The sequence below is a fragment of the Chitinophaga sp. genome (assembly GCF_036569125.1).
GTDB lineage: Bacteria > Bacteroidota > Bacteroidia > Chitinophagales > Chitinophagaceae > Chitinophaga.
In genome coordinates, this window is sequence record NZ_DATCRF010000332.1 from 1 (window position 1) to 20,457 (window position 20,457).

Sequence of the window (20,457 nt, forward strand, 5' to 3'; positions counted from 1 at the left end):
TAAAAGACAAGCTGACCGGCGAACGCGCCGTGCTGGATTTTTTCAGCAAATACCAGGGGGCAGATGGTTCATTAAGAGGCACGCCCTATTGGAATTTTATAGATTGGGTAGGAGGGAAAGGATGGGATTTTGCCATGCCCCCAAAAGGCAGCGATGGCGCATCGGCCATCCTGGACCTGCAATTGCTGATGGCCTATCAATGGGCTGCTGAGCTGGAATCAGGCATGGGTATGCCGGCATATGCTGCGCTGTACCGTCAAAAAGCAGCGCAATTAAAGCAAACCATTCAGGCCAAATACTGGAATGCATCCAGGAAATTGTATGCGGATACGAATGAAAAAGATGTGTATTCGCAGCATGCTAATTCGCTGGCTATATTGGCTGGCTTAGTGGATCAAAAGGACCTGCCTGAAGTATGCAGGCACCTTTTAAACGATCATTCCCTGACCCAGTGCACCATTTATTTTAAATATTATCTGCACCAGGCGCTGACAAAAGGCGGCCTGGGAAATGATTACCTCAAATGGCTGGATGTATGGAGGGATAATATAAAAATGGGGTTAACAACCTGGGCTGAAATATCCGATCTGCCAAACAGCCGTTCCGATTGCCATGCCTGGGGAGCCAGCCCCAATATTGAATTTTTCAGAATGGTGCTGGGTATCGACAGCGATGCGCCTGGCTTCCGTAAAGTAAAAATAGAACCCCACCTGGGCGACCTTACTAATGTAAGCGGCGAGATCCCGCATCCAAACGGAAAAGTTGCCGTGGCGTATACATTGGACGCAGGCAAGTGGAAAGTAAAGATCGTTTTGCCCGCAAAAACTACGGGTACGCTTATATGGAAAACGAAAAAGTATGCGCTTAAAGCAGGGGAGAACGAGTATGTTCTCCCTACCACTTTATCTGCACGCTAATGCCTTCCGGGCTGTTCTCAAATTCCATGAAATAGGTGCCGGAAGCTGCGTCCCATCCGGTTTTTACGTCTTTCAACGTTTCGCCTGCACTGTTTTTTATAACCGTGCCGCCGGCGTGTGGGGCTGCAGGTAACAGCACCCGCATAGCATTCAGCGTTTTTACAGGGCTTTTGGCCACAAAGCTGTAGCTGTTGGCAGTTGCATGTTCGTTATAGATGCGTGCGGCTGCTGCCAGCACTTTGGGCTGTTTCCGGTTCGCTACCCTGTTCAGGTTATACAATAAGGCTTGTGTGCCGGGTGTTACTACTTTCTCTTTCAATACGGGCAGCGCAGGGTTGAACAGGTCTATCACCGGGCCTTTTACGGTGTAAGGCGTTGTGTCCGTGTTTTCATCCATCACGGCAATAACGTCATAGGGCCCTCTTTCCACGTACAGGTTATTCTTCATTTCAAGCTTGCCTGCTGCAGCGCCTTTCTCATAGGCTTCTTTTACCAGGTTCACATATTTGCTGCCGGCGCCAGCCTCCATCACAAATTCTTTGGGATGCTGCCGCATTACGTACACCGTTCCCTTTCCTGCTTTGAAAGAGCCGTCTGTATCCGCTTTTATACCCAGCAGCTTGAACAAATGTTCCGAAGGCGCTTTGTATTGATTGCCTTTGGTATTCCACCATTCCATTACTGACTGGTAAGGATCATCGTCACGGCCGCAATACACCAGTACTCCGCCCTTTTTCACCCAGGCTGCCAGCTGCTGATGCACATCCGCCGACATGGGTTTCATATTTGAATAGCTCATGACCAGCACTTTAATGCCTTTCAATGATGCGGCATAGCCAAGGTTCTCCATATGCACGGTTTGCACCGGTATGCCCAGCTTTAACAGGGGTAACGTTTGCCCGTAGAAGTTAGAGAACTGCGGATCCTCAAACCCGTTGTGGGTAGGGAAGCGTTGAAACATCAGCGAGTTGCCCATCAGCACCCCGATGCCGTTCACGCCTGAAACGCGGTTATCTGATAAAGGCATATCGTTCAATGCATTTATCATGATCTGCATTTGGGTGGAGTAATACCGGGGGATCAGCACACTGCTGTCGCTGTTGGCTACCTTATACGGCCGGGTATAGATGCGCTCCGGCCAGGGCATTACTTCATAATCCGCCACCATGGGGTATAACAGCTCTGCAGTGAAAGTGGCTTCATAGTTCCGTTTATAATCGCTCCAGTCACGCGGCCAGTCTTCTATAGGATCAGTAAGGAAGAACAGCTTTCTGCCGGTAGGCGCTGTCATGGATACCATGGAGCCGTATTCCAGGAAAGCATTCTCAAACACCCTTTCCTTTTGCACACCGTTGTAATAAACCGGTTCCCGCGAAGTGCCGGTCCATACCTGTGCTATATACCCGTCAATGCCGGGCAGGGAGGCCAGGCTGGCTTCCGGGCTCACTATTTTCCAGGAAGAGTAGTTCACCAGCGAGTGCGTGGGAATGTACACCTTTACGTTCATGCCTTTGCTTTTACCATATGCTTTTGCATAATCAGATACTTCCTTGATAGCATTGAAATACATGTGGTATTTCAGCTTGTTGGAGAGGTAGGTGTTCTCGGCCGATTCATGCTGCGGCCTCCAGGGGAAGCCGTAATAATTCTGCCACTCTTTTTTGAACACAGCGCTGTAACCTGCCCTGGCCCAGAATTCCGGCTCTTCCAGATAAATGGAGCTGATGCCGGCGTCGATCACTTTTTTGATCACGCCTTTCTTCATGTATTCAACAAAAGACTTTTCGGGCACTATGTACGGCATATTATGGCCATGCCAGATGGTATCCCCGTTCTGCTGCACCTGGCCCACACCAAGGTGCTGCTGCCCATCCCATTTGCCGAAGAAATAATCCCCGTACTGGCCCCAGGCAATACCGGTCATAAAATGTGTATTGTAACCACGTTCGCGCCAGGAACGTACACGTTCCTCAAAAGTGTGACGGCCCCGGTCATTGGCGCCGTAGATGATGGCAATATCTGAGCGCACATCTATTTCAGGCATCCAGGCGCTGCTGGTCTGGAACGCGGTTTTTTCCTTTGTCACAGTTTGCTGTGCGCTTACAGGAAAGGCAATACAAAAGCAATGGAAAAAGATCAGGACTTTTTTCATTCGTTAATTTTTATTTAGTGTAACATGATCCGTCATTGCGAAGCATAGCGCAGGTTTGCGCGGGGGTAGGCTGCGCCCCGCAATGACGGTGGTTTGCAATATCCGGTTAAGGCACCTTCACCTGGATAGCTTCATTATAATTATACCGGTTGGTGCCTTCAACGCTATAATTAATACGGGCGCCTGCACGCAGATAATAGTTTGTATTAGCGTACGGCAGTGCCGGAGTAGTTACGGTAAGCGTTTGGCCCAATACATCATTGGGATTATTAACTGCAACCGTATACCGGGAATCATAATTATTATCCCCTACATTATAGCTGGATGAATTCACATACAGGTAAATATTGGTGCATTCCTGCTGAAAAGCGGCGTCGGTAGTGCCTCTTTCCACTTTGAACTGCACGGTGATGGTTTTATCATTATTAACAACAGGCTTGCCGATCCATGTTATTACCAGGAAGGGTACTACTGTAAAGTTCTTAGTTACACTGCCGTTAATATCAACCGTGATGCTTCCGTTACGGGTAGTATCGCCGTTGCTGTCCGTTAAAACAAGCGGAATAAAAGGCCCCAGCGGCGTTACATTATAAGTGCCGGCCGGCACCATGGCGCATTCAAACTCGCCGTTCTGTTTGCAGGTAAAATACCAGGGGGTAGGAGAGGCCTTGTAGCTAAGGTCCCGCATTCTGAAACGTACCCCGTTATCGCCCAGCTGTGTTTGCAGGCCCTGCCCTGTAACAGAGTCTGTGATGGCCCCTTTCAGCGTCATGCTGGGTTTTTCGTAGTTGTCATATTTTGTACAGGCCGTAAAAGATAACAGGCCCAATATGCTGATGATAATATAATAAGACTTCATTTTTCCTGAATTGAATGAATGAAAAAGATCAATACCCTGCATTCTGGATCATCTTGGTGCTTGTTGAAATAGCATTACCCGGTATTTCCTGGTAATACCACCTGGTATCAAATGTGTAGGTATTCCCGGTTTCGTCGTACCGCGCATCAAAAAAGTACTTCCCTGCAAAATCTGCATAAAAGGGCATTAAGGTGCGCCAGCGGGTGTTCGATTGCTCACTGGCTATAACCCGCCAGCGTTTAAGGTCCCACCAGGTCTTATTTTCAAAGGCCAGCTCTTTACGGCGTTCCTTACGCACGGCGCTGATGAAAGTGTTTACGGAAGATTTTTCCTCCCCGGTAAGCAGGGTTGCACCGGCCCTTGTTCTTATTTTATCTATGGCTTCATATGCAGCGCCCAGGAAGGTGGCAGTTCCCAGGGATGCCAGCTCCGCGGCTGCTTCTGCGCGTGTTAACAATACTTCTGCATACCGCATTTCAATCCAGGGCTGGTCGGATCTGTTCTCCAGCACCTGGTCCTGGGTTAAGCTTTCATTCAGCCATTTTCTGATGGTAAAGCCGGACATAGCGCAGGTTCTGTCGCCATAAAAAATACCGCTTGCGCCTGCCGGGTTCATTTTTACTCCGTTATGCAGGGTATAGGCTGTCTGGCTGCCGCTTGAAGAAGTGACCAGCAAATTGGCGCTGCCGGAGTTCTCATATTTTACCGTGCTGCCTTCAGGAATAAGCCTGCTGATAGAGGTGGTGGAGGGGCCTTTATAAATGCCTCTCCAGATCTGGCAGGGTACCCCTTTAAACAAGTCGCCCGGGAGTATCACAGTAGCTCTTAACCTGGGTTCTGCTGTGGCAAAGAAATCCATGGTATTGTCGTACAGCTTATATGTTCCGTCAGGGTTGTATACATTTAAATGGCCCTTATCGTCCTTATCCATCCCGTCAAACATTTCAACAAAGTTCAGCGTAGGATTGGTTTCTGCAGAGTAGCCGTTAGCGCCTTTATATTGCGCGGGCACATTATAAGCGTCGTACCCGTGCACTGATTCCGGGTAACCGTATTCCTTCACGAAAATGGCTTCTGAGCTGGTTGGTTTGGAGAACAGGTTCAGGTAATTCTTGTACTGCGCCTCCCGGTCATTGGCCGCCCACTCATTCATGTAAAGGGAATACCCGCCACCGTCTACTGCCAGCGATGCTTCATACGCTTTGGTAAAGAAATCTTTGGCCAGGCTGGCGTTCATGCCGCATAAACGTATACCGCCGCTGGTTAAGTTACTGGTATTGTATTTGGCTATTGAGCCTGCATGCAGCATGGCACGAGCCTTGAATGCATAAGCCGCATATTTATTAGCACGGCCTCTCTGGTTCTTTACGGGCAAAAGCGCAATGGCGCTGTCAAAATCATTGCCTACCTGGTTCCAGGTAGCTTCTTCAGAGGAGCGGGCAATATCAATATCCTTGATGGACTCCTCCGGATAATTGAGCACGCGGGTTACCAGCGGCACGCCTCCATAACGTTTGGCCAGCGCATAGTACGTAAATGCACGTACGAAATAACATTCCCCTTTGTACATATTCACGCTCTCTGCTGAAAACTTGCTTTCATAATTGCCAATGTTCTGCAGAAAGTAGTTACACTCCCTTATCAATGCATAAAGATCGCCCCAGGTATCCCCGTTATCGGAGGAGGTGGCTTCCGTAATGGAGCCATTTACTTCACGGCACAATGCTTCACCTGTCATGGAAGCAGGCACCCTCAGTACATAAAAACGGTGAAAGAGCCTTTCCGGCCCGTACCGGAAATCTTCTACCGGCAGCTCGCTGTAGATCCTGGCCATATAGGATTTAAGGCCGTCTTCAGAGCCAAAAATGGTATTGTCCTGTATGATGTTGGTTGGCGAGATATCCAGCTTGGTACATGAAATGGCCCAAAGACCCGCTACGAATAAGATGATATATTTGAATGTTCTCATGATCAGTGTTATTAAAGGTCGATGTTAAAGCCCACGTTATAGGTTCTGTTCAGGGGGTATACATTCCCGTAGCTGTCGTTCGGATGCTCCGGGTCAATGAACTTCATCCCGGACCATGTTTGCACATTGTATGCATTCACATACACCCGCGCGCCTTTGATGCCTATTCTTTTCATCACGTGTTCCGGGATGGTATATCCCAGCTCTACTGTTTTCAGGCGCAGGTAGCTGGCGTTGTTATACGCGAATGTTGAGTTGCCCCTGGGCACGGTGCCGGTGTAGGCGTATTTCCCTTTCACCCATTGTGTATTGGGGTCATAGGGATTGGCAGTTGGATCAACAGGGTGCCATCTGTCCATAAACATTTCAAGCGCATTGGAATAGTTAGATCCCCAGATGGGTTCAGCGAGTATCTCCACATAATTCACCCAAACCTTTGCAGCGCCCTGGAACAGCAGGCTTACATCAAAGCCCTTCCAGGAAGCATTCATGGTTAAGCCAAAGGTCATCTGCGGGCGGCCGCTGTAGCTGATGGGCTGCAGGTCCAGGTCAGAAATGATGCCATCGCCATTAGTATCCTCATATTTATAATCCCCGGGCAGGGTGTTCTGATCATACTTAACCGGGCTGTTGGCAATTTCTTCGTATGACTGGAACTGCCCGATACCTTTAAAGCCCCATACGATATCTGAATAACGGTTATTGCCGTTATTGCGCCATTCATCATAACCGCTGCCATAAATGCCTACTTCCTGGTGGGTGAACCTGGTGCGGGTGTACCCGAATGTTCCTCTCAAAGAATATTCTACTTCGCCAATGTGGTAGTGGTGGTTGATCTCCAGGTCAATACCCCTGGTAAGATCCCCGTTCAGGTTTTCCTGGGGCAAAGCAGCTCCCACTACAGAGGGCAGGCTTACACTGCGTGTGGCCAGTAAGCCATTACGCTTACGCTGAAAGTAGTCGATCACCAATCCCAGCACGCCGTTCTTGGTGTTCAGATCAAGGCCAACATTAAACGTTTTAGCAGTGTACCACGTAATATTCTTGTTGGCTATTCCTGTGCTGGCGGAGGCATTCACAAAAGTTCCGTCAAAATGAGTACCTCCGGGCAATTCATTGTTGTTGCCATTGGCAGGGTAGGTGTAGCCATTTAAATACTGGTAGGTAGATGCATTGTCATCACCCAGCACCCCATAGGAAGCTCTGAGTTTTGCATTGTCAATAAATTTGATGTTTAACGCTTTCCAGAAATTTTCATCTGTAAAACGCCATCCCAGGAAACCGGAAGGGAAAAAGCCCCAGCGGTGGGAGGGATCAAATTTGGATGAGCCGTCATAACGGAAGCTGAACTCTGCCAGGTACTTCCCCTTAAAATTGTAATTGAGCCTGCCTACGTATCCCACATTTGCATAGTCGTACAGATCAGCGGCGTTGGTTGACATGCTTCCCAGCTGGTTGTTGCTGTTCCCTGCGGAGAGCTGGTCCAGCGGCAGCGCTAATTCCCTTTGTGCATAGAGGTTATCCCCCTTGCGTGACTGGCCTTCATATAACAGCAGCACGCTTACGTTATGCATGTTATTGAAGGTGCGGTTATAGTTCAGGGAGAGCTGGCTCAGGATAGATTGTTTGGTGTAGTATTCCCGGCGGATGGTGCTGGGGCTCTGGTTTGTTACCGGCTTATAGTTGCTGGCTGCATCATCATAATCATAGAGGTTATAGGTGCTTTTATAGGCTTTATTATCCAGGTTCTGGTAATCATAACCGAACATGCCTCTTGCCCTTAAGCCGGGAAGAAAGGGCGCTTCATATTCCAGGCTAACGGCTGACTGGAACCATTTATTGGTATATTTCCGGTAGCCGCTTACATCGGCATCGGCCATGGCAACGGGATTGGATCCATCGACAAAACCGTTCTGCAGATAATCGGGATTGCCATTGGCATAGATCGGCTGGATAGCGGCCGACCTTTCCATAGAACGTATGATCCAGTCTGTGCTTTCATAGTTCTTGTCTGATTCGTCAAAAATGCCGTTCAGCTGTACATCTACCTTCAGCCTGTTTGAGATCTGGCCCGTAACGTTTGACCGTAAATTATACCGTTTATAGCTATTGCTGTTGCTGCGCAGAAAGGATTCCTGGGACAGGTAGCCCATGGATGCATAATACTGCACCCGGTCAGATCCGCCGCTGGTGCTGATGGTATGCTGCATTTGCGGAGCGCTTTTTCTCAGCACCGCATCGTACCAGTCAGTACCTGTTTTGGTTCCGTTCCTGTAGGCTTCTATCTCATCCTGTGAATAGCGTAAAGTTCCCCCGCTTTGATTGTGCATGGATTTTTCATTTGCGAGCGTCATCCAGTCGGCTGCGCTGGTGCTTTTAGGGGAACCGATAGGCGTTTGCAGCCCGAAGTTAGCGCTGTAGCTGATCCGGGTGGCGCCCACTTTACCGCGTTTGGTGGTGATGAGCACTACGCCGTTGGCTGCACGCACACCATATACGGATGCTGCTGCATCTTTTAGTACGGATACGCTTTCAATATCTTCAGGGTTTAACCTTGACATATTATCGCGTGGAATACCGTCAATGATCACCAATGCATCGCCCAGGCCGCGGATATCAAATGTATTATTGAAGGTTCCCGGCTCAGATGATCTTTGTACAATACGCACGCCGGCAAGCTTACCGGTAAGCATATTCATTACGTTCTCATTTTTGGTAACGATGATATCGGCGCTCTTTATGGAAGTGATAGCGCCGGTAACGGTAGCCTTTGTTTGCTGGCCGTAACCTACTACCACTACTTCGCTTAAGGCCTTGTTCTCTGCGGTGAGCTGCACATCCAGTGTGGTGCGGTTATTCACCGGCACCTCGCGGGTGGCGTACCCGATAAAGGTGAACACCAGCGTTTCATTGCCTTCAGGAACACTCAGGATATAGCCGCCGTTAGCATCTGTGGTAGTGCCTTTTGCCGTTCCCTTGATGCCGATGCTTACACCGGGCAGGGGCTCATTATTTTCATTGGTAACCCTTCCTTTTACCGTGATGGCCTGGGCGGCAGGCGCCGGTGCGGCGGGTTTGGGCTTTACAATGATGGTCCTTTTCCGGATAGTGTAATCCAGCGGCTGATCTTTAAAACATAGCTTCAAAACATCATCTATCGGCGCATTGGTAACTGAGAGGGTTACAGGCTTTGCGCCGGCAAGCATGGGCGTATTATACAGGAAATTGTACCCGCTTTGCTTTTTAAGCGCTTCCAGCACATTTTCCAGCGATGCATTATTTTCTGTTAGTGTAATGCTTTGTGCAAATCCGGATGCACATACCTGCATAAAGGCGGCCATGAAAAAGATAAATGTAAGCCGTAGCTTAAGCGGGAGTTTTAATGGAACGCGGAATCTCCATTCTTCCCTGAAGGGTAGGTAGAATTGCATACATTGTTCTGTTTGGAATGTGAATTGTTGAATATGCCGCCAATAGCAGCATGTTGTTCAATAGATATGTTTAGCCTTTGGTTTGTTAGAATAAATTCAGGGAGTTACTTTTATGTTCCTTCCCTGTAAGTTAAAGTGGATAATTTCGGTTGCTTCCAGCATGCCTAATACTTCCGATACATTTTCAAAACGTGAAACAGTTCCTGTGAATTCCTTGCCTGTCATATTCCCCTGGTAGGTGACAGTTACATTGTACCAGCGCGCCACTTTGCGCATAATGCTTTGTATGTTTTCATTGTCAAAAATAAAATAACCGTTCTTCCAGGCTACTGCTTCCTCCAGGTTGGCCTTACGGATAGTGATGCTGCTGTTTGAATCCCCCACGAGCGCCTGCATGCCGGGCTTAAGTAACTGTTGTCCTGTATGGTTACTGATCTTTATTGACCCTTCCAGCAGCGTAACTTTGTTCTTCGCCTCATCATCATATGCCATCACATTAAAGTGAGTGCCCAGTACCGCTATGGTATTGCCGTTAAAAGATACTTTGAATGGCTTGGACTTGTCTTGTGCCACTTCAAAATATACTTCCCCTGTTACTTCCACCGCTCTTTCGGCGCCTTCAAAGGTGATGGGAAAACGCAGGGATGATGCGGCATTGAGCCAGGCCCGGGTGCCATCTCCCAATACGATCTGGTATTGCCCGCCAGCCGGCGTGGAAATAGTGTTCCAGGAAACACCCCGCGATGCAGGCTGGAGGCAGGTATACAGCACCTGCCCCTTTTGCGTTTGCTTGATCTCTACCCCGTTCTTACTGGTAAGGAGGCCGTTCCTTGTACTGTCCAATACAATCTCTGAGCCGTCTGCCAATGTAAGCACAGCCTGGTTGTTTCCCGGTTTTATGCCGTTAACGGGATGCTGCGCTATTTTTTTTTCAATAGATATCCGTGAAGATGGATGAAAGAAAAACCTGTATAGCCCCGCTGTGAGCACTATTAACAGAATAGCGGCAACAGCGCTGAGCCTTTTTGCAGCAGGCATCCATAAAACCTTTTTTGCCGGCTTTATTTCCTCCTGCAGCCTTTTAGAGATCTCTGTTCTCACCTGTTCCTTATCGCCCATTTCCTCTTTCCAGGGATGCTCCTCCAGCTCAAAGCCGTCCAGATAACCGGCCAGCAATTCCTTTTCCTGCTCCGTGCAATTCCCGGCTAAGAACTTTTCATATAATAAAAGGTATTCCTCCGTTGTCATCCAGGTAGTTTATGGATCCTCTGATTAATAAGAGCCTTTTTTCAGGCGGCACACACATAAGTTTAAGAAAAAAATTCCTGTCCTGGAATATTTTATAATCTAATCCAAAGTTTTTACCTTTATTTAGTATCGCTTATGTCTCCACGTACATTATCAGACCACGAGTTATGGAATGCCATTCTGCAGGGCGGGCATAGCGCCTTTTCAATATTATTTGACAGGTATTGGGCCAGCGTTTACACCACGGTATACAGCTACGTGAAAGATGAGACCATCAGTAAGGAGATCACCCACGACATTTTTCTGAACATCTGGCTGAAACGGGAACAGCTGCAGATCCTTTCATTTTCCGCTTACCTGCGCGCCGCAGGACGTTACCATGTGTACAAATATATAAAGCAGGCAAAAGCCATCCCGGTTACCTATAGTGATGCGCTGGAAGAATCAGCTGATCTTGTTTGCCACAACCAGGGCGATGAAAACCTGGGCTACCTGGAGCTTAAGAATAATATTGATGAACATTTAATGGAGCTGCCTAAGCGCTGCCGGGAAGTTTTTATTTTAAGCAGGCAGCAGCACCTCACCAATGACCAGATCGCGGGAAAGCTGGGCATCTCCAAACGGACAGTAGAAAATCAATTAACCCATGCGCTGCATCATTTAAGGGTAATGCTGAAGAATATTTCAATCGGCATTTTTATGTGGCTGCTGTTTATGTGGATGAGGTAATAGTAAGCCCGGACATCTTCAACCCTTACCAATCCTCCATTCTCTTTCCATTATTTCTTTCAAAAATTATTAGGTATTCTCCCAATAAATATTATCTTTGTCACTAAGATACTTATTTAATAAGATATTAAATGGATGCCGAACTAATCACACTCATCAGAAAATTGAGCCAGCAATACGCATATACCTCCATCCAGATGCACGAAGCCGTTGCCCGGAAAGCGGGGCTTCCGGGCACTGACCATAAGTACCTGGGGTTTTTAATGGTACAGGGGCAAATGACAGCTGGTGAGCTTGCAACTTTAACGGGGCTTACAACCGGCGCGGTAACCGGTTTAATAGACCGGTTTGAAAAGAAAAAGCTGGTGAAACGACGATTTGCTGAAGACGACCGCCGGAAGGTTATTATTGAGCCCATCACTAAAAATATAATGGCGCTGTTTGCACCGCTTTACAAGGACTTCCGGAGTAAGTCAGAAGAGCTTCTCGGATCTTTTTCAAACAAGGAGGCCAAAGCTCTTGAAACCTACTTTTTAAAAGCAACTGAAATAATGAATGAAACAATAAATGATCTCAATAGTAAATAATCACTAAAACAAAATTATGAGCGCTTACATACTTGGTTTTCAGGAAACCGGCAAAGCAAAGCTGGCACTGGCCGGCGGCAAAGGCGCCAACCTGGGTGAACTATCCGGGATTGAGGGTATACAGGTACCCGGCGGCTTTTGCGTTACTACGGAGGCTTATAAAGAGATTATTGAAAATAACACAGCGTTTAATTCGCTGCTGGATCAGCTGAGCGTGCTGAAAGCAGATAACAGAAAAGAGATTAGTGAGATCAGTGCAAAGATCCGGAAGCTGATCGAAGAAATAGCTATTCCGGAAGGCATCAGCAGGGAGATCACCCGGCAGCTTGAACAGCTGGGTGAAGGAAATGCTTATGCCGTACGTTCCAGCGCCACAGCAGAGGATCTTCCGGGCGCTTCTTTTGCAGGCCAGCAGGACACTTATCTGAATATAACCGGCAAAAAATCCATCCTGGAACATGTCAGTAAATGCTGGGCATCCCTGTTCACAGACAGGGCAGTGACCTACCGTTTGCAAAATGGCTTTGACCATAAAAAAGTACACCTGTCTGTAGTTGTTCAGAAAATGGTGTTCCCGCAGGTAGCAGGTATTTTGTTTACTGCGGATCCTGTTACCGGTAACCGGAAAGTATTATCTGTTGATGCCAGCTTCGGGCTGGGAGAGGCCCTGGTATCCGGCCTGGTGAATGCTGATATTTATAAAGTGCGCGGCGCTGAGGTGATCCACAAGCAGGTGGCCACTAAGAAGCTGGCTATTTATGCTTTGAAAGAGGGTGGTACCGAACAACAGGAGTTGCCTTCTGAAATGCAGCAAAAGCAGGCGCTGACAGATGAGCAGATCCTGGAGCTTGCACGTATTGGCAGAAAGATCGAAGAACATTTCGGGGCCCCGCAGGATATTGAATGGTGTTTGGCAGATGGTGCCTTTTATATTGTTCAGAGCCGGCCGGTCACCACTTTATTTCCCATTCCTGAAGCAAATGATCAGCTGAACCACGTGTATGTATCTGTGGGCCATCAGCAAATGATGACGGATCCTCTTAAACCACTGGGGCTTTCTGTCTGGATGTTAACAGGTAACCGGCCCATGTTTAAAACCGCTGCCGGAAGGCTGTTTGTGGATATTACGATGGGGCTGTCCTCAGCGGCCGGCCGGCAAAATTTACTGGGGGTTTTAGGACACTCCGATCCGCTCATAAAAGGCGCGCTTACTACCATCATAGAGCGGGATTTTATAAAACTGGATCCGAATGACAAAAGCCAGCCGCACCATATTAAAAGCCATGAGGGGATGTCGTCTGCAGATATCCTGGCAGAAGCGGGAGACGATCCGGCAATTGCAGCTCATTTGATTAAAAGCAGCCAGGAAGCATTATCCGCTTTAAAACATAAGATCCGCGGGAAATCGGGACTGGATGTATTTGATTGCATCCTGGAAGATACGCAGCAACGGAGGCAGTTTGCATCAGATCAGAAAAGTCTGAACGTGATCATGGCCGGCATTCATGCTTCGGCATGGATCAATGAAAAAATGAATGAGTGGTTAGGTGAAAAGAACGTGGCAGACACACTTTCCCTCTCTGTACCTAACAACGTTACATCTGAAATGGGTATGGCGTTGCTGGATGTTGCAGATGTGATCCGTCCCTACCCGGAAATAATTGAGTACCTGCAACAGGTAAAGGATGATAACTTCCCGGATGAGCTGGTGAGATTCAAAGGCGGGCAGCAGGTGCGCGATGCTATTACAGCTTTTCTCGACAAATACGGAATGCGCTGTGCCGGGGAGATCGATATTACAAGAACACGCTGGAGCGAAAAACCGGCTATACTGATACCGATGATCCTCAGTAATATCAAGAACCTTGAACCTGGCGCCAGCAAACAAAAATTTGAGCAGGGGAAGCAGGAAGCGCTGAAAAAAGAGCAGGACCTGTTAGCACGGTTGAAACAATTACCGGATGGTGAGCAAAAGGCCGGAGAAACCAAACAAATGATCGATCTGATCCGGAATTTCATTGGTTACCGTGAATATCCGAAATACGACATTGTGAGCCGCTACTTCATTTACAAGCAGGCTTTACTAAAGGAGGCGGAGCGGCTGGTGCAAGCCAACCTGCTTCATGAAAAAGAAGATATTTACTATCTCGCTTTTGAAGAATTGCAGGAGGTCATCCGCACCAATAAGCTGGATTACCAGGTCATTAACAAACGGAAAGATGAGTACCGGTTATATGAAAAAATGACGCCGCCACGTGTTATCACCTCTGATGGCGAAATAATTACAGGTCAGTACAAACGGGAAAATATCCCCGCCGAAGCCATTGTGGGCCTGGCTGTTTCTTCCGGAACTATAGAAGGGCGCGCACGTGTTATTTTAAAAATGGAAGATGCCAATATAGAAGAGGGAGATATTTTAGTTACCACGTTTACAGATCCCAGCTGGACACCCTTGTTTGTATCCATAAAAGGCCTGATCACTGAAGTGGGCGGGCTAATGACCCACGGAGCCGTTGTTGCGCGTGAGTACGGATTGCCGGCCGTTGTTGGCGTGGAGAACGCCACGAAGATCATAAAAGACGGCCAACGGATACGCGTAAACGGCACCGATGGGTATATAGAGATCCTTTAAGTGTTCCCTTCCGCCAATGCAATGGCAAGCAATAATTGCCCCGGCATTTTTTTAGTGCCGGGGCAAATCGTTTTAATGCTGCTGCTTTTGGCCGTAAACAACCAGCGAAGCCTGGGCTAATGTTGCAAAGTGCATGTTAAAGCCTACAAAAGCGGGCGTAACGTTTTTGTCCAGGTCCAGCTTTTTGCTAAGCGCATACACTGTGATCAGGTAACGATGGGCAGGGCCTTCATTCGGCGCTGCGCCAACATAACCGGGCGCACCAACATCCGTATTGCTTTGAATGGCTTCCGGAGGAAGCAGGTGTTTATCCGGATCGCCGGCGCCAGGAGCCAGCTCGTGGATATGCTGCGGGATATTGAAAACCACCCAGTGCCAGAAGCCGCTGCCGGTGGGGGCATCCAGGTCATAGACCGTTACCGCAAAACTTTGTGTTTCCTTTGGAGCATTTTCCCAATAGAGCTGTGGGGACTGGTTCTCGCCATTAAAACCCATGCCGCTTGCATATTGCTTTTGGGTCAGCTGACCACCAAGCTCCCTGCTTCTCAGGGTAAATGTTTGTGCAGATGCACTGCCGCCCAATGTGCCGGCGGCAATTTCTGTTGCCGTGATCGTTTCCATTTTGTTTGAATTATTGCTCAAAGGTAGCTGCGAAGACCAGCTGCAAATGATAGGCAATCATTCAGAAAGTATGGCTAAACGTTCAATTCGATAGCTGGTATTGTTTGGGCGTTATACCGTAGATCTGCTTAAAGGATTGAATAAAGCTGGACAGGTTCTCATAACCCAGCTCATAATAGATCTCGCTTGCTTTACAATCATCCTGCCGCAGCATTTTAGCGGCTCTTTCCATTCTTTTTTCCAGGAGCCATCTGTTAGGGCTGTTGCCATAAATACGGGCGAACCTGCGTTTAAAAGTAGAAAGGCTCATGTTGCATAAAAAGGCAAGCTCCTCCACGGTGATATTGCTGTTTATATGCGAGGTAACTGCCTGGCGCACTATCAGGTCATCATTTGCTTCATAGCTCATGTTCCTGATCTGCTGGATCTGCCCGGGGTATTGCATGGCAAGATATAAGAACAGCTCTTCCAGCTTTACCTTTTGCAGGCCATGGTATACAGGCTTGTCCCCGCTCAGCATACAGTCAAGTGATCGGGTGAAATTCACCAGGAACTCATCCTTTTCAAACAGCAGGAAGGGAGGATTGTCTGACGGCCTGGTTTGTTTATCCGGCAATAAAGCATGCCGGTTAAAAAAGTCGGCCAGCAGGTTATTGTCAAAGAAAATAAGTATGCTGTGATAGTCTGCATTGTTTGCAGCTTTTTTTTCACTCATCAGGCAATTTCCGGCAGCCAGCATTACAAACTGGTGCGGTTTTACCGTAACCTGTGTACCGGCAAAATGAACCGTTTTCTCACCTTCCAGCAAAAAGGAGATCAGGTTTTGCTGCAGCATTATTTTTGCCCTGGGAGGGGGCGCACTGTTGCGGTAGCGAAGGATGGCAACAGCACCTTCATCCTGCTTTACCCCTGATGTGTTGGCATGCCCGTTCATGACGTAAATATATTCTCTTTTCAGGAAAATATATTTACGCCATCCGCTCCTTATAATTTACTTATCAGCTCCGCAATGCGGTTCGATATGCCCACTTCATTATCGTACCAGGCAACCACTTTAACCAGGCGGCCAATGGTTTTGGTAAGGCTGCCATCCACAATAGAAGAATGGGTATTGCCAAGGATATCCGAGGATACGAAGGGCTCCTCCGTGTATTCCAGGATGCCTTTCAGCGATGTTTCAGCATATTGCTTCAGCATGTTCTTAACCTCCTCTTTAGATACTTCCCGCTTTAGATTGATGGACAGATCCACGATGGAGCCGTCAATCACCGGTACGCGGTATGAGTATCCATCCATTTTTCCTTTGAGGTTTGGGAGTATGTCGCCAATGGCTTTGGCCGCGCCTGTTGATGTTGGAATGATGGACCAGGTAGCTGCACGGGCACGGCGCAGGTCCTTATGCGGAGCATCCTGCAGGTTCTGATCTGCAGTAAAGGCATGGATGGTAACCATATAGCCCGATTCAATGCCAAATTCTTTATCCAGCACAGACAGCACCGGTGCAATAGCGCCGGTTGTGCAGGAGGCCGTGCTATAGATCACATCATCACCGATCAATTCATTATTAACGCCATGCACGATGGTCTTAACCCCGCCTGATGCAGGCGCCGTGATAAGCACTTTTTTTGCTCCTGCATCAATATGCGCATGTGCGGTTGCTTTATCGGTAAAGCGGCCGGTGGATTCAATAACAGCATCGATTCCCAAAGACGCCCAGGGCAGTTTGGCCGGGTCGCGCTCACTGAGCAGCGCAATGCGTTTTCCGTTTACGGTCAGCGCATCATCTTCTGCGGTTACTTCACCGGGGAAGCGGCCATGCGCCGTATCATACTTTAATAAATGCGCCAGTGTTTTGGCGTCTGTCAGGTCATTTACCGCTATTACTTCAACTCCGGGATGGTTTTGTAATGCGCGAAGGGTCATTCTTCCGATGCGGCCCAGTCCATTGATTGCAATTTTCATATCCTTATTTTTTCAATTAATATTTAAGTGTACAGCGATTACGGCAATGGCTACCCGTTAACGCACGGGAGTGCATTTCAAGTAGTTTGAAAGTTTGGATCTTATTTATGACCTCAGGAAAGCAAATGTTCCGTTTGTTTTAATGAAGTACGGAAGGCCCGCCTGTAATCAGAGGGGGTGGTCATGAGATGCCTTAAGAATATTCGCCGCATGGATACCAGGCCACCCAGGCCGCATTGTTCCCCGATCCTTTCCAGCGGTAGGTCTGTGTCTTCTAAAAGCCTTCTGGCGGTTTCCACCCTCGCTTTTTCAACGAACTTTGCGGGCGACATACCGGTTTGTTTCTGAAATACGCGTGTGAGGTTGCGTACGCTCATGTTAAGATGTGCGGCAATTCTGCTTACATCCAATGGTTCATGTAAATGGCTTTTTAGCCATTCCTGCAGCTTATTTGCAATGTTTGCGCTTTCGTAAACGGGCAGCAGGTTTCCGAATTGAGATTGAAGGCCCGGCCGGCTCAGGTAAAATACCAGCTGCCGCGCAACCTTTACTGCAAGATCTTTTCCAAAGTCCTCTTCCACGAGCGCCAGCGCCAGGTCAATTCCTGCGGATACCCCGGCGGAGGTATAAACATTACCATCGTTCGTAAAAAAAGGATCCGTATTTACGTCAACCTGGGGATAGGTCTTTTTTAATTTTTCATTTAGGTCCCAATGCGTGGTTGCTTTCCGGCCATTTAATAAGCCGGCTTTTGCCAACGCAAATGCGCCACCACAAACAGAAGCGATCCGCCGGGTATTTTCTTCGCTAACGTTTGATAGCCACTGATAAAAAGGCACCAGCGCGGCCGCCATATCTTCACTGAAATCATTGCCGGCAATAATGAGCGTATCTACCGGAAATCCAACTTCCATTGCGGATAATTTGCAACGGATATCTATCCCGCTTGCTATTGCCACCAGCTTGTCGGAGGTGGGAGCTACCACTAATACTTCATATCCTTCAGCTGTTCCTGCTTCCTGCAGGCATCTTGTAGCATAGTTAAATACATCTGCCGGGCCGGCAAAGTCAAGCAACAGGAGCCTGGTCAATGCCACAATCACTACCCGTTTCTTTTGGGGATAGTTATTATTGCCTTCGGTGTCATGGTTCATGGGGTAAAGGTAGCACTTTGGGGTGCTGTCTCAAAGGACATAAATTATACAGTTTAGGCCATTTACCAAAACTTCCACCATACTTTTTGGGACCCTGTACTTTTTCACGTTCTGCTACAATTTTAAGCATAGCGTTTATTCTTTTCTCCGCCTCCGCCTTTGCAGTACCAGCAGGCACAGAACGCTACAAGCTGCCATGGCATGGTATTAGGGCCTCCATGATAATACATATATTTTATGGAAAAACATTTAATCTGCAGTACGCCCATAACGGCTGTGCGGCTGTGTTACCCGTCTCTGCCTATAGGCATCCTGCTTCTCTTTTTTTTCTGTTTATCAGCTGGCTGCGCTACGGCAGATCTTTCATCGCGCGGAAGGCAAAAAACAGCCGGCAAAACCTTCGTGATCACAGGTGCATCCAGCGGGTTTGGAAGAGGCGTTGCGTTAAAGCTAGGGGGCTACCGGGCAAATGTGGTGCTTGCTGCGAGAAGAACAGAGGCGCTTGAAGAAGTGGCAGCAGAGATCAGAAAGGCAGGTGGCCGGGCGCTGGTTGTAACAACAGATGTAAGTGTACCGGAAGACATCAAACGGCTGGCAGATACAACAGTTAAAGCTTTTGGCGATGTAGATGTGTGGATCAATAACGCCGGAGTGGGGGCAATTGGCCCGTTTTGGGAAATCCCCCCTGAAGAGCATTCACGGCTGATAGATGTTAACCTGAAAGGTGTTATTTACGGCAGTTATGAAGCCATACGGCTTTTCAGAACACAGGGTTACGGCACGCTTATCAATACCGGCTCCATAGAAAGCGAAGTGCCGCTTGCCTACCATGCATCATATGCTGCAAGCAAAGCGGCTGTGCGCAGCCTTGGAGAAACGTTGTACCAGGAGTTGCGTTTAAACGGATTAAAGAAAAAGATCAGGGTGGTTACCATCATGCCCTGGGCTGCAGACACGCCTTTCTGGCGGCATGCTGCAAACCATAGTGGTGGCTCAGCGCGTATGGCTGCTATGGATCCGCCGGAAAAAGTTGTCAACGCCATTATATTCGCTTCCCTGCATCGCAACAGGGAGCTGCCCGTTGGATGGAAGGCGCGCCTCTCTTATCACTCGCATCGTATGATGCCTCATTTTACTGAAAAAGTATCCGCCAATATTGTTCATAAATACCAGATAAAAGATGCTCCGCCGGTGGCCGATACTTCCGGTACCCTTTTTAAGCCTATGCAGGCCGGCCAGGGAGTGGACGATGGCGCAAAAGAACGTAAACCCGGCACGTTTTTAATTACAATTTTTTTATTGTTTAACCAACTGCAGGTGATGGATCATTTGCAGATAACTGACGGAATATGCTTGCAATGAATTACCGCGGCCCTTACCGGATCCGGGCAGACAGGAACAAACCAGATCCGGAAATCCTGCATCCGCGCGATGCGATCGTACGTGTTACCCGGTCGTGCATATGCGGGTCCGACCTTCATCTTTATCACGGTCTGGTGCCGGATACCCGGGTGGGTATGACCTTCGGACATGAGTTCACCGGCGTAGTAGTTGATGTAGGGTCTGAAGTACAGAGCCTGAAACCGGGTGATCATGTGCTGGTGCCTTTTAACATTGCCTGCGGCAGCTGCCCGTTCTGCAAACAGGAGCTCTACGGTAACTGCCATGAATCAAACCCCGAAGCCACGGCTGTTGGCGGCATCTTCGGCTACTCGCATACTGCAGGAGGATATGATGGCGGGCAGGCTGAATATGTGCGCGTTCCCTATGCGGACATAGGCCCGTTTAAAATACCTGAAGGTATGGATCCGGACGATGCGGTGCTGCTTACGGATGTATTGCCTACAGGCTACCAGGCCGCCGAAATGGCCGGTATAAAAAAAGGTGATACTGTGGTGATATTCGGCGCCGGGCCCGTTGGCATCATGGCCGCAAAATGTTCCTGGCTTTTTGGTGCGGGCCGCGTGATAGTGATAGATCATGTGGAATACCGGCTGGATTTTGTAAGGCAGTATGCCCAGTGCGAAGTATATAATTTCAAATCCATCGGCGATCCTGTGCTGTTCCTTAAAAAGGCAACAGACTTTTATGGAGCGGATGTTTGTATAGATGCAGTGGGCTGTGAGGCAGAAGGCAGCGCTATACAAACGGTTAGCGGAAGAAAAATGCTACTGCAGGCAGGGGCAGCCACCGCAC

The 20,457-nt window shown here is 48.4% G+C and carries 15 protein-coding genes; 6 read left to right on the plus strand and 9 right to left on the minus strand.

The features are described 5' to 3' along the window. Nucleotides 1–917: alpha-L-rhamnosidase C-terminal domain-containing protein (locus tag VIM87_RS12270; protein WP_331997274.1), on the plus strand; the 917-nt coding region annotated here is incomplete at its 5' end. Here the strand turns inward: VIM87_RS12270 and VIM87_RS12275 are convergent. The 5 genes from VIM87_RS12275 to VIM87_RS12295 all read right to left on the minus strand — a co-directional run bounded on the left by VIM87_RS12275 (nt 895) and on the right by VIM87_RS12295 (nt 10,576). Next, nucleotides 895–3,069: a hypothetical protein gene (locus VIM87_RS12275; protein ID WP_331997275.1), complete on the minus strand. Its 2,175-nt coding sequence runs from the start codon at nt 3,067–3,069 to the stop codon at nt 895–897. The two genes, VIM87_RS12270 and VIM87_RS12275, sit on opposite strands and share 23 nt — an antisense overlap. A 106-nt stretch (nt 3,070–3,175) precedes the next feature. Then, nucleotides 3,176–3,928, minus strand: coding sequence for a DUF3823 domain-containing protein (locus tag VIM87_RS12280; RefSeq protein WP_331997276.1), 753 nt, complete (start codon nt 3,926–3,928; stop codon nt 3,176–3,178). 28 nt (nt 3,929–3,956) lie between these two features. Continuing rightward, complete coding sequence (locus VIM87_RS12285; protein WP_331997277.1) at nt 3,957–5,897, minus strand: RagB/SusD family nutrient uptake outer membrane protein; 1,941 nt, start codon at nt 5,895–5,897, stop codon at nt 3,957–3,959. An 11-nt stretch (nt 5,898–5,908) separates the two neighbouring features. Beyond that, nucleotides 5,909–9,328 (minus strand): TonB-dependent receptor, encoded by a 3,420-nt coding sequence (locus VIM87_RS12290; protein ID WP_331997278.1) that lies wholly within the window; start codon nt 9,326–9,328, stop codon nt 5,909–5,911. A 96-nt stretch (nt 9,329–9,424) separates the two neighbouring features. Continuing rightward, entirely contained in the window at nt 9,425–10,576 is a 1,152-nt protein-coding gene (locus tag VIM87_RS12295; protein WP_331997279.1) for a FecR family protein, read from the minus strand. A 135-nt stretch (nt 10,577–10,711) separates the two neighbouring features. Between VIM87_RS12295 and VIM87_RS12300 the strand changes: the two genes are divergently transcribed. The 3 genes from VIM87_RS12300 to ppsA all read left to right on the plus strand — a co-directional run bounded on the left by VIM87_RS12300 (nt 10,712) and on the right by ppsA (nt 14,524). Beyond that, the gene (locus VIM87_RS12300; RefSeq protein WP_331997280.1) at nt 10,712–11,305 is read left to right on the plus strand and encodes an RNA polymerase sigma factor; all 594 of its coding nucleotides are present in this window, start codon (nt 10,712–10,714) and stop codon (nt 11,303–11,305) included. A 131-nt stretch (nt 11,306–11,436) separates the two neighbouring features. Next, nucleotides 11,437–11,892, plus strand: a complete 456-nt coding sequence (locus VIM87_RS12305; protein ID WP_331997281.1) for a MarR family transcriptional regulator — start codon at nt 11,437–11,439, stop codon at nt 11,890–11,892. 16 nt (nt 11,893–11,908) lie between these two features. Then, nucleotides 11,909–14,524, plus strand: a complete 2,616-nt coding sequence (ppsA, locus tag VIM87_RS12310; protein ID WP_331997282.1) for a phosphoenolpyruvate synthase — start codon at nt 11,909–11,911, stop codon at nt 14,522–14,524. 72 nt (nt 14,525–14,596) lie between these two features. On the opposite strand, the gene VIM87_RS12315 is transcribed toward ppsA, so the two are convergent. From VIM87_RS12315 to VIM87_RS12330, 4 genes are all read right to left on the minus strand, one after another. Next, complete coding sequence (locus VIM87_RS12315; protein ID WP_331997283.1) at nt 14,597–15,145, minus strand: YbhB/YbcL family Raf kinase inhibitor-like protein; 549 nt, start codon at nt 15,143–15,145, stop codon at nt 14,597–14,599. 82 nt (nt 15,146–15,227) lie between these two features. Next, the gene (locus VIM87_RS12320; protein ID WP_331997284.1) at nt 15,228–16,079 is read right to left on the minus strand and encodes an AraC family transcriptional regulator; all 852 of its coding nucleotides are present in this window, start codon (nt 16,077–16,079) and stop codon (nt 15,228–15,230) included. A gap of 50 nt (nt 16,080–16,129) precedes the next feature. Then, entirely contained in the window at nt 16,130–17,107 is a 978-nt protein-coding gene (gene gap / locus VIM87_RS12325; RefSeq protein WP_331997285.1) for a type I glyceraldehyde-3-phosphate dehydrogenase, read from the minus strand. Nucleotides 17,108–17,220: 113 nt separating this feature from the next. After that, entirely contained in the window at nt 17,221–18,261 is a 1,041-nt protein-coding gene (locus VIM87_RS12330; protein ID WP_331997286.1) for a GlxA family transcriptional regulator, read from the minus strand. Nucleotides 18,262–18,498: 237 nt separating this feature from the next. Here VIM87_RS12330 and VIM87_RS12335 point away from each other — a divergent pair, with 237 nt between their 5' ends. Together VIM87_RS12335 and VIM87_RS12340 are read left to right on the plus strand one after the other, a co-directional pair. Further along, entirely contained in the window at nt 18,499–19,623 is a 1,125-nt protein-coding gene (locus VIM87_RS12335; RefSeq protein ID WP_331997287.1) for an SDR family NAD(P)-dependent oxidoreductase, read from the plus strand. Next, nucleotides 19,611–20,457 (plus strand): alcohol dehydrogenase catalytic domain-containing protein (locus VIM87_RS12340; protein WP_331997288.1); only part of this gene is annotated, 847 nt, incomplete at its 3' end. The genes VIM87_RS12335 and VIM87_RS12340, both read left to right, overlap by 13 nt.

Coding starts and splice junctions, on each gene's coding strand:
- VIM87_RS12275 (WP_331997275.1), bottom strand. CDS start 3,069: ATGAAAAAAGTCCTGATCTTTTTCCATTGCTTTTGTATTGCCTTTCCT.
- VIM87_RS12280 (WP_331997276.1), bottom strand. CDS start 3,928: ATGAAGTCTTATTATATTATCATCAGCATATTGGGCCTGTTATCTTTT.
- VIM87_RS12285 (WP_331997277.1), bottom strand. CDS start 5,897: ATGAGAACATTCAAATATATCATCTTATTCGTAGCGGGTCTTTGGGCC.
- VIM87_RS12290 (WP_331997278.1), bottom strand. CDS start 9,328: ATGCAATTCTACCTACCCTTCAGGGAAGAATGGAGATTCCGCGTTCCA.
- VIM87_RS12295 (WP_331997279.1), bottom strand. CDS start 10,576: ATGACAACGGAGGAATACCTTTTATTATATGAAAAGTTCTTAGCCGGG.
- VIM87_RS12300 (WP_331997280.1), top strand. CDS start 10,712: ATGTCTCCACGTACATTATCAGACCACGAGTTATGGAATGCCATTCTG.
- VIM87_RS12305 (WP_331997281.1), top strand. CDS start 11,437: ATGGATGCCGAACTAATCACACTCATCAGAAAATTGAGCCAGCAATAC.
- ppsA (WP_331997282.1), top strand. CDS start 11,909: ATGAGCGCTTACATACTTGGTTTTCAGGAAACCGGCAAAGCAAAGCTG.
- VIM87_RS12315 (WP_331997283.1), bottom strand. CDS start 15,145: ATGGAAACGATCACGGCAACAGAAATTGCCGCCGGCACATTGGGCGGC.
- VIM87_RS12320 (WP_331997284.1), bottom strand. CDS start 16,079: ATGAACGGGCATGCCAACACATCAGGGGTAAAGCAGGATGAAGGTGCT.
- gap (WP_331997285.1), bottom strand. CDS start 17,107: ATGAAAATTGCAATCAATGGACTGGGCCGCATCGGAAGAATGACCCTT.
- VIM87_RS12330 (WP_331997286.1), bottom strand. CDS start 18,261: ATGAACCATGACACCGAAGGCAATAATAACTATCCCCAAAAGAAACGG.
- VIM87_RS12335 (WP_331997287.1), top strand. CDS start 18,499: ATGGAAAAACATTTAATCTGCAGTACGCCCATAACGGCTGTGCGGCTG.